This window comes from Streptomyces rectiviolaceus (assembly GCF_039533825.1).
Classification (GTDB): Bacteria; Actinomycetota; Actinomycetes; order Streptomycetales; family Streptomycetaceae; genus Streptomyces; species Streptomyces rectiviolaceus.
On the sequence record NZ_BAAAUG010000186.1, the window covers coordinates 1 to 12,993 of the forward strand.

At 71.1% G+C, this 12,993-nt stretch carries 10 protein-coding genes and 2 pseudogenes; 3 read left to right on the plus strand and 9 right to left on the minus strand.

What is annotated here, in order from left to right; genetic code table 11:
• Positions 1-2,167, plus strand: a pseudogene (locus tag ABD378_RS38700) (ATP-binding protein); the annotation flags it as partial.
• Positions 2,168-2,231: 64 nt separating this feature from the next.
• On the opposite strand, the gene nucS reads toward ABD378_RS38700, so the two are convergent.
• Entirely contained in the window at positions 2,232-2,903 is a 672-nt protein-coding gene (gene nucS, locus ABD378_RS38705) for an endonuclease NucS (RefSeq protein WP_344529152.1), read from the minus strand.
• Between the two features lie 212 nt (positions 2,904-3,115).
• Between nucS and ABD378_RS38710 the strand changes: the two genes are divergently transcribed.
• Positions 3,116-3,508 (plus strand): SCO5389 family protein, encoded by a 393-nt coding sequence (locus ABD378_RS38710; RefSeq protein ID WP_160507250.1) that lies wholly within the window; start codon positions 3,116-3,118, stop codon positions 3,506-3,508.
• 70 nt (positions 3,509-3,578) lie between these two features.
• Here ABD378_RS38710 and ABD378_RS38715 read toward each other — a convergent pair whose 3' ends face one another.
• On the minus strand, positions 3,579-4,631 hold the full coding sequence (locus ABD378_RS38715) for an LLM class flavin-dependent oxidoreductase (protein WP_344529156.1): 1,053 nt from the start codon (positions 4,629-4,631) through the stop codon (positions 3,579-3,581).
• Positions 4,632-4,843: 212 nt separating this feature from the next.
• Between ABD378_RS38715 and ABD378_RS38720 the strand changes: the two genes are divergently transcribed.
• Entirely contained in the window at positions 4,844-5,176 is a 333-nt protein-coding gene (locus ABD378_RS38720; RefSeq protein ID WP_344529158.1) for an ATP/GTP-binding protein, read from the plus strand.
• A gap of 3 nt (positions 5,177-5,179) precedes the next feature.
• Here ABD378_RS38720 and ABD378_RS38725 read toward each other — a convergent pair whose 3' ends face one another.
• The 7 genes and pseudogenes from ABD378_RS38725 to ABD378_RS38755 form a co-directional block, all read right to left on the minus strand.
• The gene (locus tag ABD378_RS38725) at positions 5,180-6,016 is read right to left on the minus strand and encodes an ABC transporter permease (protein WP_386546698.1); all 837 of its coding nucleotides are present in this window, start codon (positions 6,014-6,016) and stop codon (positions 5,180-5,182) included.
• Positions 6,017-6,117: 101 nt separating this feature from the next.
• Positions 6,118-7,278, minus strand: a complete 1,161-nt coding sequence (locus tag ABD378_RS38730) for an ABC transporter ATP-binding protein (protein ID WP_344529160.1) — start codon at positions 7,276-7,278, stop codon at positions 6,118-6,120.
• 109 nt (positions 7,279-7,387) lie between these two features.
• Complete coding sequence (locus tag ABD378_RS38735) at positions 7,388-8,185, minus strand: hypothetical protein (RefSeq protein WP_344529162.1); 798 nt, start codon at positions 8,183-8,185, stop codon at positions 7,388-7,390.
• A 34-nt stretch (positions 8,186-8,219) separates the two neighbouring features.
• Positions 8,220-8,990 carry an ABC transporter permease gene (locus ABD378_RS38740; RefSeq protein ID WP_344529164.1) on the minus strand — a complete coding sequence of 257 codons (771 nt, stop codon included), beginning with the start codon at positions 8,988-8,990 and terminating at the stop codon, positions 8,220-8,222.
• Between the two features lie 3 nt (positions 8,991-8,993).
• On the minus strand, positions 8,994-9,986 hold the full coding sequence (locus ABD378_RS38745) for an ABC transporter ATP-binding protein (protein WP_344529166.1): 993 nt from the start codon (positions 9,984-9,986) through the stop codon (positions 8,994-8,996).
• Between the two features lie 110 nt (positions 9,987-10,096).
• Positions 10,097-11,032 carry a coiled-coil domain-containing protein gene (locus ABD378_RS38750; protein ID WP_344529168.1) on the minus strand — a complete coding sequence of 312 codons (936 nt, stop codon included), beginning with the start codon at positions 11,030-11,032 and terminating at the stop codon, positions 10,097-10,099.
• A 182-nt stretch (positions 11,033-11,214) separates the two neighbouring features.
• Positions 11,215-12,993, minus strand: a pseudogene (locus ABD378_RS38755) (hypothetical protein); the annotation flags it as partial.

The following is a 12,993-nucleotide window of genomic DNA, read 5'->3' on the forward strand; positions in this document are numbered from 1 at the left end:
AGGAGCGCGAGCGGCTCGTGCGCCTGCTCGCACGCGGGCGCTCGGTGCGGCTCACCGGACCCGCGGGCTCGGGGCGCACATCGCTCCTGAACGCCGTCGCGGAGGACTGCGCGGACCTCGCACCGGACGGCGTCGTCCGGCTCTCCGGGTACCACAAGACGCCCGGCGACCTGCTCCAGGACCTCTTCGGCGTGGTCTACAACGCCCCGCTGCACCGCCCCGACCGCGCCCTGCTGCTCGAACTCGTCCACGAGATCGGCGCGGTCGTCGTCCTGGACGACCTGGAGTTCGGCGCGGCCGCCCTCGAGGAACTGCTCGACGCCACACCCGAGTGCGCCTTCCTGATCTCCGCGACCCCCGACGTCGCGGCGCCGTCACCCGATTCGCACCTCGAAGAGGTCTTCCTCGGCGGCCTCGGCCGCAGCGGCGGCCTCGAACTCCTGGAGCGAGCCGTCGGCCGCGTCCTCAACGACGACGAGGCGGGCTGGGCGGGCGACCTGTGGTTCGAGTCGGAGGGTCTTCCCCTGCGCTTCGTCCAGGCGGGCGCCCTGCTGCGCCAGCGCGACCAGCTGCGCGCCGACCCGAACGCCTTCGACGAGTACGGCTACTTCACCGACGCCCCGGTCGACGCGCCCTTCGGCGCCGAGGGCCACGACGTGCCGCTGCCCTCGCTCGCGGACGGCGCGGCNNNGCGGGCGGCGCGGCGCCCGCGGCGCTGCTCGCGTCCCGCCTGAGCCCGTCGGCGCGCACCACACTGCGGTTCGCCGTCGCGCTCGGCGGCGAAGTGCCGCACCAGGCGCACCTGCCCGCCCTCGTGGGGGACACCCACGCGGACGCGGCCCTCGCCGAGCTTGTCTCCACCGCGCTCGTCACGGCGGTCGGCTCGCACTACCGCCTCGCCGCCGGAGTGCGTACGCAGCTTGAGGCGTCCGGATACGCAGACGACACCGCCGAGCGCGCCCAGGGCGCCGCCCAGCACTACGCCTGGTGGGCAGGGCACCCGTCGGTCGGCCCGGAGCGGGTCGTGGCCGAGGCGGACGCGGTGCTCGCCGCGCTGAGCGTCCTTGTCGCGGGGCAGCCCGCTTCGGGGGCGCCGACGAGCAGCGAGGAGAGCGCCGCCGTACTGCTCGCCCGCACCGTCGCCCCGGCCTTCGCGGGAGGGCTCGACTGGGGCGCCTGGGAGCGTGCCCTGCGGTCGGGCCAGGAGGCGGCACGGACCGCGGGAGAGGTCGCCGAAGAGGCGTACTTCCACCACGAGCTCGGCATCCTCGCGCTCTGCGGCGGAAACCTCGACCGGGCCCGCGTCGAGCTTGAGGCCTCCATCGGCCTGCGCGGCGCGCTCGCCGACAAGCGGGGCATGATCGCGGGCCGCAGGGCACTTGCCCTGGTCGCCGACCGCTCGGGCGGCGTGCTGCCCGGCGGACGCACGGCCGCGGGCGAAGAGGTGCCCGACGCGCGCTACGAGGAGTCGGCATCGCCTCCCGGTGGCGTACCGGCGGCGTTCGCACTGCCCACACCGCCCCCGGAGCCCGAGACCCTGGTCACCCGCAAGGCCGCGCCCGTAGCGGGTCCGGGCGGCCCGGCGCCGACCCGCCGCTCCATCGTCAACGGCACCCGGCGCAACCTCGTGGCGGCGGGCGCGGGAGCCCTCCTGGCCGCCGTGCTCGGCACGGTGGTGACCCTCGGCGCGACGTCCGACAACAACGACAACCCGCCCGACAAGGTCAAGACGGAGCAGTCGGCGAGCGAGGACAAGGACGACGACGGTCTGACCGCCGACAAGCCGGCGAAGGACTCGACGAGCCGCCCGGACAGCGACGGCCCGGACAACGTCCCCGGCACCGAGGACGACGGCACGCCGAGCGAGAGCGGCGAACCGTCGGACGAGCCCAGCGACACCGGAAAGCCGTCCGACGACACGTCGAAGCCGCCGACCACGAAGCCGCCGACGACCAAACCGCCGACGACGAAGCCGCCGACCACGAAGCCGCCCACGACCAAGCCGCCCACGACGAAGCCGCCGACCACGCCACCGCCGACGACCCCGCCGCCGACGACCCCGACACCGGACCCGCCGTCGTCCCCGGACACCTCGGACTCGGCGAGCGGCCCCGCGAGCAGCCCGGCGACGAGCGACAGCGCGTCCGGCTCGGCGTCGACGATCTGACGCACGCATGCGAAAGAGGGCCGGGTCCACAGGACCCGGCCCTCTTTCGTGCGTGACGGAACTCCTAGAACAGCCGCAGCTTGTCGTCCTCGATGCCGCGCATTGCGTTGTAGTCGAGGACGGCGCAGCCGATGCCGCGGTCCGTGGCGAGCACGCGGGCCTGCGGCTTGATCTCCTGGGCGGCGAAGACGCCCTTGACGGGGGCCAGGTGCGGGTCGCGGTTCAACAGCTCGAGATAGCGGGTGAGTTGCTCGACACCGTCGATCTCGCCGCGCCGCTTGATCTCGACGGCGACGGTCTGCCCGTCGGCGTCGCGGCAGAGGATGTCCACCGGGCCGATCGCCGTCATGTACTCGCGCCGGATCAGTGAGTAGCCCTCGCCGAGCGTCTCGATCCGGTCGGCGAGCAGCTCCTGAAGGTGTGCTTCCACGCCGTCCTTGATGAGGCCGGGATCGACGCCCAGTTCGTGCGAGGAATCGTGCAGGATCTCTTCCATCGTGATGATGAGTTTCTCGCCCGCCTTGTTCACGACGGTCCAGACACCCGCGTCGTCCCCCGTCCCCTCCTTCAAGGTGCACGGCGGGGACATCCAGTTGAGGGGTTTGTAGGCCCGGTCGTCCGCGTGGATCGAGACACTGCCGTCCGCCTTCACAAGGATCAGGCGGGGGGCCGACGGGAGATGGGCTGTGAGCCTGCCCGCGTAATCCACGGAGCATCGGGCAATGACGAGACGCATGGGGCGCAACGCTACTCGACCCCAGGTGTTCCGCGCGATTCCTCCAGCGATGAACCTGTTCGATCCTGGCCGGTTATGTTCCCAATCTCCTGGTGCAGCGCGGGTCCGGTGCTTACCGTATAAGCAGGAGGTCGCCGTGCATGCACGCTGCGTGTGCGGGCTCCTTCCCTGTCCGGAAGCCCCCGCTCCCCGGGGGTGCGAGAGGAGAACCCATGTCGCTCGACGTCTCACCGGCACTGTTGGAACAGGCCGAGCGAGGCGAGGTCGATGAAGCGGAATTCGTCGACTGCGTCCGGACCTCCCTGCCTTACGCATGGGAGATGATCAGCTCCCTGGTGGCCCAGCTGAAGGTTGACGGCGGCGAGTTCGCCGACAACCAGACGCCGCCACCCAACGAGCAGGCGCGCGGCCAGCTCCTGCGGGCGCTCGCGAGTGACGCGATTCGCGGCGCTCTGCAGCGGCACTTCGGAGTGCGGCTCGCATTCCAGAACTGCCACCGTGTGGCGGTGTTCCCGCTCGATGCATCCGTGGACGACAGGCTCGCCCGGTTCACCTCGATCCGGGGGCAGCTGCTCAACCAGTCGCCCGAACTGCGGGACTGCTGACGCCTTTTGCTGCCGCTCCGTACGCGGGAGGTGTTCTAGTACCGGAGCGGCAGCTCCCCGCCCCAGCGGCTCAGCCGAGCTGGGGCAGCACTTCGGCGCCCAGCCTTCGGACGTTCTCCTCCGTCGTCGCCAGATCGCCCGAGCCCTCGACAAGCAGCGCGAAGCGGGTGATCCCCGTGCGCTCCGAGGTCGCCGAGATCCGGTCCGCGCACAGCTGAGGGGTGCCCACCGGATGCAGTCCGCAGAGCAGTTCGGTGTACGCGAGCGGGTCCCGCATCGCCCGCGCGCGGCCGTCGACCGTGACATGCGCGTCCAGTCCCTGCTTGAGCCACCCCGGCATCGCCTTCTGCAGCGTCTCTGTCGCGTCCAGGCGCCGGTCCGCGATCTGGGCGACCCCGGCGGAGACGTGCGGCGCCTGGTGGACCTCCTCCGGCGTACGCCCCGCGGCGCGCGCGTGCCTCCGCCACAACGCCACCATTTCGGCCTTCTCCTCGTCGCCGACATGCATGCCGAGCAGCATCGGCAGACCGCGCTCCGCCGCGAGCCGCACGCTGGACGGCGAGGTGCAGGCGACGATCACCTCCGGGCCGCCTGACGCCTCATCGGCGTCCCCGTCCGAGCCGGTCAGCGCCTCCTGCGGCCGTGGCACCACGGCGACCTCGCGGAAGGGGAACCGGTCCGCGTCGCTCGCGACCCGGGGCTCGCTCAGCCACCGCAGCAGCAGGTCGAGGGATTCCGGGAAGCCCTTCTCGTACGCGTCGAGACCGGACCCGAAGACCTCCAGGTCCACCCACGGCCCGCCGCGCCCCACGCCCAGCGAGAAGCGCCCGCCGGACGTCAGGTGCAGCAGGGCCGCCTGCTCGCCCAGGGCGACGGGATGGACGGTCGGAAGGACGCTCACGGCGGTGCCGACGCGGATGTGCCGCGTACGCCCCAGAAGGAGCGCGGCGAGGGTCACGGCGGACGGACACGTGCCGTACGGCACGAAATGGTGTTCGGCGAGCCAGACCGAGTCCAGACCCGCCTCCTCGGCCACCTCGGCGGACCGCACCGCACGGTGCAGAGCCTCCCCCTGCCCCTGTCCCGGGAACTGGGCGGCCAGAACAAAACTACCTACACGCATGGCACTTCCTGCCTCCTTGGCGCCGACGCAGGCACTCCCCCTACTGGCAACAACGCGTGACACGTGCCAAAGGCACGGCTTGGCATGAGGATTGACGGATTTTCTGCGAAATGCAGGGGGGATCTGTGGGGGTCGGTGAGGGACGGCTACCCCTGAGCGCGCCGCGTAGGCTGGTCACACCCTTGGCCCCCGTACATCCCGTGAGGTGTCCCGTGTCCCCGCGTCGTAACCGCCCGAAGGGCGCCGGAGAATACAGTCCGCGCGCGGACGGGGGACCCGCGGGCCGCTACGGCGGCTTCCAGTCCACCGAGAGCTGGCGGGGCGAGCAGTGGAGCCTGCGCCATGTCGCGGGCGCGAGCGCGGCCGGCAAGAGCTACCGCTGCCCCGGCTGCGACCAGGAGATCCCGTCCGGTGTCGCGCATGTGGTGGCCTGGCCCGAACACTCGGGTGTCGACGAGCGCAGACACTGGCACAAGGCCTGCTGGAACGCGAAGGACCGCCGCACCACGCGGGTGCAGCGGTCCCGTAACGCGCCGAGGTACTGACGGCTACACGTCGCGCTTCTCCAGGAGGGCGAAGGCGCCGACGATCGCGGCCGCCGTCAGGCCGACGAGCAGCAGCAGCTGCGAGGTGCCGCCGCCCGTCCCGTCCATCTCGAAGATCTTGGCGAGCGAATTGATGGCGTTGTAGTCCATCATCTTCTCGCCGAGGGGACGCGTGCCCTCGGAGATCATCAGGAACACGGGCAGGATCGCGGGCACCAGGACCACGCCGAGCATCGCGGTGATCGCGCCCGCCGAGTGGCGCAGCATCGAACCCGCGGCGAGCGCCAGGACGCCCAGGAGCGAGACGTAGAGCCCGCCCTTGAGGACCGTGCCCGACCAGTCGACGTCGCCGGCCTCGGGGCCGCTGTGCATCCCCGACGTCATCAGGCCCACAAGCAGGATGGAGCCCGCCGAGACGACGAAGGCGATCACGAAGAAGATCAGGATCTTGGCGGCGAGCACGCGATAGCGCTGCGGCGACGCCGTGAACGTCGTACGGATCATGCCCGTGCCGTACTCGGACGACGTCACCAGGACGCCGAGCGTGATCAGGCAGATCTGGCCGAGCACGAGACCGAAGAACGCCGGGATCGTGAACGGCACGTCCGCGTAGTCACGGTCCTGCGTCTGCGCCGCCACCAGCAGGCCGATGCCGACGACCAGGAGCAGGAAGACGCCGAGGGTCCACATCGTCGAGCGGACCGACTTGATCTTCGTCCACTCGGACGCGAGGGCGTTGCCGAGGTGGGTCTTCTTGACCGGGATCGGCGAGGTGTAGGCGTTGCTCATCGCCTGCTGCCAGGCGGAGGGCGGGGCGGGGGCGGCCGGCGGGGGAGCCATCGGGGCGCCGTGCGGCATCGGGGCGCCCTGTGGCATGGGGGCGCCGGCCTGTGCGTACGCCTGCTGGGGCTGCGCCTGCGGCTGCGGAGTCGGAGGCGTGGTCATCGGGCATCCTCGTTGTCGTTGGCGCTCTTGGTCATCTCAGGTGCGGGGGCGGCCGCGTACGGGTTCGGGGTGCCCTGAGGAGGGCCCTGAGGGGCGCCCTGCGGCATCGCGAACGGCTGGCCGCCCTGCTGGGGCGGCGGCGGTGCGTACCACCCGGGCTGGCCCTGTCCGGGCACCGGCATCGGCGGCTGCGGCATCGCACCCGGCGGCAGCTGCTGCTGCAGGCCCGCGCGCTGGTCGACCGTCGAGCGGTAGTCGACGGCGCCCTGCGTCATCCGCATGTACGCCTCTTCCAGCGAGGCCTGGTGCGGGGAGAGCTCCCACACGCGGACGTCCGCGCCGTGCGCGAGGTCGCTGATGCGGGGGAGCGGAAGGCCGGTCACGCGCAGCGCGCCGTCCTGCTCGGGCATGACCTGGCCCCCGGCCTCGCTCAGCGCGGCCGACAGCTTCTCGCGCTGCTGCACGTCGCCCTCCGGCACACGCACCCGGGCGAAGTCGGCGGAGTTGTGCGAGATGAAGTCCTTGACGCTCATGTCCGCGAGCATCTGCCCGCGGCCGATCACGATCAGGTGCTCGGCGGTGAGTGCCATCTCGCTCATCAGGTGCGAGGAGACGAAGACCGTGCGCCCCTCGGCGGCAAGGGACTTCATCAGGTTCCTCACCCAGAGGATGCCCTCGGGGTCGAGGCCGTTGACGGGCTCGTCGAAGAGCAGCACCTGCGGGTCGCCGAGCAGGGCGGCGGCGATGCCCAGGCGCTGGCCCATGCCGAGCGAGAAGCCCTTGGAGCGCTTCTTGGCCACCTCCTGGAGGCCCACGACGCCGAGCACCTCGTCCACCCGGCGGGCCGGGATGCCGGAGAGCTGCGCGAGGCACAGGAGGTGGTTGCGGGCGTGCCTGCCGCCGTGCACCGCCTTGGCATCGAGCAGCGCGCCGACCTGGCGGGGGGCGTTGGGGAGCTTGCGGTACGGGTAGCCGCCGATCGTCACCTGGCCCGTGGTGGGTTGGTCGAGCCCGAGGATCATGCGCATGGTCGTCGACTTGCCGGAGCCGTTCGGGCCCAGGAAGCCGGTGACCGTGCCGGGTCGCACCTGAAAGGAAAGGTTGTACACGGCTGTCTTGGCGCCGTAGCGCTTCGTCAGGCCGACTGCCTCGATCATTCTCCGCACCCATCGAATGGTTCAGGACGTCGGGGCACACGCCCCCGTAAGGGTTAGGAGGATATCGGGGAGCTGACGGTTCCAGCCAAGAGCGAGTAAAACTCTCCCGTCATGGGAAGCCCGGCTGCGCCAGCGCCCAGCCCGCGTCGGCAAAGGCCCGCGCGGCGAGCTCACGCAGCGTACGGTCCGCGGCGGCCTTCCGCACCCAGTCGCCGGGACCGGGTCCGAGCAGCCGGCGCAACGCGGGCGAACCCCCGATGAGCGAGGCGAGCAGCGCCGCCTGGTCGCCGCCACCGGGGCGCGGAAGCCCGGTGACCGGATCGACGAGGACCCCGTACGAGCTGACGTAGAGGGAGGCGCGGTCGAGCTCCTCCCCGGAGGGCATGACCAGAGCGAAGTCACCGCCCGGGATCAGCGCCCGCCGGTAGTTGGGGAACTCCGTCTCGTCGACCGCCCGGAACTGGTCCTGATCAAGCCAGCTCACGACGAGGGTGGTTTCGACCGCCGGATCGAGGTAAGGGGCCGCCGCCACGTAACCGACCCGCCCGATGTGCGCCGAGCAGCCCACGGCGATCCCGCTCACCCGCACCGGGACCATCGGCACGGTGGCGGGGATGGAGCGCCGGATCAGCTTGTACGCGACCTGCGCGGGCGAGGCGTTCGACCCGACGGCGATGACGGGCTGCCGCCCGCTGAGGGGCGTCTGCCCCCGCTCTCCCAGCACCTCGTCGAGTGCCCGCCCCGCCACGTGCCACTGCCCCAGCGGCAGCGGACGTACCCCGAGGGGGAGGAGCTCGTCGCCGGTCAGGAGCGAGGGACCGGGGACCGGCCGCCCCGGGTAGGTCAGTGGCTGCAAAGCGGGCACGACATCGAGCCCGAGCGCGGCCAGGCTCCGGTCCTCCGTCATCACGCCCCCTGCGCGGGGCTCTGACGGCGAAGTGTCACGCGTCCCGCTTCTTCAGCAGCGCATAGCCGCCGATCAGTGCCACCACGACCCACACCACCATGATCGCGAGCCCGCCCCAGGGTCCGTACGGGGTGTCGTCGTCCAGCGGCGTCTTCACCTGCATGATCTTGCTTCCCGCCTGGTCGGGGAGGAAGCGGCCGATCTTCTTCGTCGCCGAGACGTTTCCCAGGATGCTGGAGATCAGGAAGAAGAACGGCATCAGGATGCCGAGCGACAGCATAGGACTGCGCAGCATGGTCGCGACGCCCATCGAGAACATCGCGATGAGGGTCATGTAGAGCCCGCCGCCGATCACCGCCCGCAGCACACCCGGATCGCCGATCACGGCCTTGTGCTCGCCGAGCATCGCCTGCCCCACGAAGAACGAGATGAAGCTCGTGACGAGGCCCACCACCAGGCAGAGCAGGGTGGCGACCACGACCTTGCTCGCCATGAAGGTCGCGCGCTGCGGGACCGCGGAGAGCGAGGTGCGGATCATGCCGGTGCTGTACTCGTTCGACACGACGAGCACACCGAAGACGATCATCGCGAGCTGACCGAGGCTCATGCCGGCGAAGCTGGTGTAGGTCGGGTCGAAGACCCTGCGGTCCTGGGCGTTGAGGCTGTCGTAGTCGTTCTTCGCCAGAATGCTGATCAGCAGGCCGAGCCCGACCGTGACGACCAGGGCGAGACCCAGCGTCCACACGGTCGACGAGACCGAGCGGATCTTGGTCCACTCCGACTTCAGTACCCGCGTCGCGGCCATCGCTCAGGACCCCTTCTTCTGCTGCTGCCAGCTCTCGCCCCAGCCCGCGGCCTGCCCGGGGGGTGGCGGGGCGGCGCCGGGGCCCTGGTGGTCGGCGTGCGCGTGATACTCCACCGACTCCGCGGTGAGCTGCATGAAGGCCTCTTCCAGCGAGGCCCGCTGAGGGCTCAGTTCATGGAGTACGAGCTGATGGCGGGCGGCGAGTTCGCCGAGGTCCTCCGCGGCGGTGCCGTCGACCTCGAAGGTGCCGTTGCCCGCCTCGACGGCGGTGACGCCCTCTTGGTGCAGCACGTCGAGGAGGCGCTCGCGCTGCGGGGAACGCAGCCTGACGTACGAGCGCGAGTTCTGGTGGATGAAGTCCGCCATGGAGGTGTCGGCGAGGAGCCGCCCCTGCCCGATGACGACGAGGTGGTCGGCGGTCAGCGCCATTTCACTCATCAGGTGGGAGGAGACGAAGACCGTACGGCCCTGCGAGGCGAGGGACTTCATCAGGTTGCGGATCCAGTGGATGCCCTCGGGGTCGAGCCCGTTGACCGGCTCGTCGAACATCAGGATCTCGGGGTCGCCAAGGAGCGCGCCCGCGATGCCGAGCCGCTGGCCCATGCCGAGCGAGAAGCCCTTGGCCTTCTTCTTGGCGACCTGCGTCAGACCCACGGTGTCGAGGACCTCGTGGACGCGGGCGCGCGGGATGCCGTTGCTCTGCGCGAGGCACAGGAGGTGGTTGAAGGCGCTGCGCCCGCCGTGCATGGCCTTGGCGTCGAGCAGCGCGCCGATGTACTTGAGCGGATCCTTCAGCTGCGCGTAACGCTTGCCGTCGATCCGCGTGTCCCCCGCCGTGGGGTTGTCGAGCCCGAGCATCATCCGCATCGTCGTGGACTTGCCCGCGCCGTTCGGCCCGAGGAAGCCGGTGACGATGCCCGGATGCACGGTGAAGGTGAGGTTGTTGACGGCCAGCTTCTCGCCGTACCGCTTGGTCAGCCCCTCGAGCTCGATCATGCGGCAACGCTAAAACGGGACAGAGCCCCCTGCCACTTGGCAGAGGGCCCCGTCAGAGGCGCGGCGAACTGCGCGACCAGCCACAACCGGTCCGCAGTGTCCCAACGGCCTTATCGCGTCTGCTGAGCAGGCACCCCACGGCTGACCGGCTCATCCTCGGCAGGCGTACCCGCCGCGGCTACGGCCGCACCGGTGAGCGTGGCCAGCATCTCGCGCACGTTGGTGAGCTGCGCGTTGATGCTGTCGCGACGGTTCGTCAGGGCCGCGAGCTCGCGCTCCGACTCCGAACGGATCCGGTCGGCCTTGGCGTTGGCGTCGGCGACGATGTCCTCGGCCTGACGCTGGGCCGTCTCCACCGTCTGACGGGCGCGACGCTCGGCGTCCGTGCGGAGCTTCTCGGCCTCCAGGCGGAGCTGCTCGGCGCGGTGCTCGATCTCCGCGAGGCGCTTCTCCGCCTTGGCCTGACGCGAGGCCAGGTCACGCTCCGACTGCTCGCGGCGCTTGGCGAGGTTCGTCTCGAAGTCGGCCGCGGCCTGGGCGGCCTTGGCGCGGGTCTCCTCGAAGAGGGCGTCCGCCTCCTCGCGCTTCTGCTGGGCGTCCTTCTGAGCCTCGCTGCGCAGCGTGCCCGCCTCGCCCTTGGCCTTCTCGACGATCCGGACGCCCTCGTCCTCCGCCTTGGCCTTGCGCTCGGCCGCGAACGACTCGGCGTCGTTGCGCACCTGCTGGGCCGCCGACTCGGCGAGCTCGCGGTGCTGCTCGGCTGCGCGACGGGCCTCCTCGCGCAGGTCCTTCGCCTCCTCCTCGGCGAGGCGGAGGATCTTCTCGACACGGGCGCCGAGGCCCGCGTACGACGGTTCGGCGTCGGCTACCTGCGCCTGCGCGTTCTGCGTCTCGAGGTGCAGCTCCTCAATGCGCTTTTCCAGAGCAGTGATACGAGCAAGAGCGCTGTCACGGTCGGAGACGAGCTTGGAGATACGTTCGTCCACCTGAGCGCGGTCGTACCCACGCCGCACAAGCTCGAAGCCGTAGGGGGAAGTGTCGCTCATGGGGTTCCTGTCGAATGAGACCGGTGAGGTGATAGAGGGAATCCTAGGGGTCCAAGCGGCGTGTCATCGAGCAGATGCCCGTTTGATCTGGAGAATGACACCCCTTTTGAGTGGCTAACCGCCAGAGCACTTGCCAGCGACAGTGCTGAAGGTCCTTACAAAGCACGCGAGATGTTCTTTGGCTAGCCCTCAGACGGCTTGCCACCCGATCGAGTTGACCCCGCCGCGGCACCGGCCTTGACGCCACCGTCCTTCGGCCCGGGGATCGGTGGGGCCTCAAAAGACTCCAACGCCTCCAGCACGTCCTGGACACGGGAAATCTCGGCGTTGATGTCCTCACGGCGCCGGACGAGGACTTCGAGCTCGCGCTTGCCCTCGTCAACCGTGCGCTCCGCCTCGGCCTGCGCCTCAGCCTTGACCTGCTCGGCCTCGCGCACCAGACCGGCGACCTTGGTCTCGGCCTCCTTGAGGAGCGCCTCGGCACGCTTCACGGCCGAGATCCGCACCTTGCCGGCCTCGGAATTCGCGTCCGACACCAGCTCCTTGGCCTTCGCCTCGGCCTCGGCGAGCTGCTCCTGCGCGGCCTTCACCAGGGCGTCGCAGCGTTCACCGGCAGTCTTCATCGCCTCGGCGGACTCGCGGCGCGCACGCTCGTGCAGCTCCTCGATCTCGGAGGTGAGGCGGTCGCGCTGCTCCTCGGAGCGCTCCCTTATGGCCGTCGCGTCCCTGCGGGCGCCGACGAGCAGTTCGTCCGCGTCCGTACGGGCCTTCTCCACCCGGGAGTTGCCCTCGACCGTCGCCTCGGCGACGAGACGGTCGGCCTCCGTGCGGGCGGCGCCGACCATCGTGTCGGCCTGCGCCTCCGCTTCCGTGGTGGCCTTGAGCGCCTTCTCCTGGGCGTCCTTCGTCAGCTTCTCGGCCTCGGCCGCGGTCTCCGAGATGAGCGTGTCGACCTGCTCGGCCGCTTCGGAGCGGCGCTTGTTGGCCGCCTGGCGCGCCTCGTCCAGGGTGCGTTCGGCCTCGTCCCGCGCCTGCGAGGTGAGCCGCTCGGCCTCGGCCGCCGCCTCCGCCTTGACGCGCTCGGCGTCGGACCGGATGCGTTCGGCGTGCTGCTGGGCGGAGCCGACCGTCTCGGCGGCGTCCGCGCGAAGCCGCTCGGCGTCGCCCGTCGCGTCCGAGATGAGTTTCTCGGCCTTGGCCACCGACTCCGCGCGCACCCGCTCGGCCTCGGTGTTCGTCTCGGACTGCAGCCGCTCCGCCTCGCTGCGCGCCTCGCCGATCAACTGGTCGGCCTGGCCCGCCGCGTCGCTGCGGATGCGGTTGGCGTCCTCGCGGGCGTCGGCGCGCGTGCGGGACGCGTCCTGCTCGGCCGACGCGATCGCGTCCGAGGCCTCCGTACGCGAGCGCTGGGCGTGCTCGGAAGCGTCCGAGCGCAGCCGCTCGGCCTCCGCGATGGCCTCCGAAACCGTGCGCTCGGCAAGCGACTTGGCGGCCTCGGCCTCTTCGTTCGCCTCGCGCCGGGTGCGGCCCGCGTCCTCGGTGGCGCGCTCCCGCTCGGCGTACGCGTCGGCGCGGACGCGGTCCGCCTCCTCCTGCGCCTCGGTCCTGGTGCGCTCCGCCGCGTGCTCCGCGGCGCTGCGCAGGCCCGCGACCTCTTCCTGCGCCGTCTCGTGCAGGCCCGCCACGGAATCCCGTACGGACTGCGCGGTCTGCTCGGCGCTGGAGACCATCTCGGTCGCCCTGCGGTCGGCCTCCTCGACGAGGCGGACGGCCTCGGCCTGGGCCTCGTCGACGCGCTTGCGGGCGTTGGCGAGGAGCTCCTCGCTCTGCTCGCGGGCCCGCTCGCGCTCCTGGTCGGCCTCGCCGCGCGCGGAGCTGAGGGTCTCCTCCGCCTCGCGGCGGCGCCTCGCGGCCTCCTCCTGGGCGGCGGACAGGGCCTCAGCGGCCTCCGTGCCCACGCG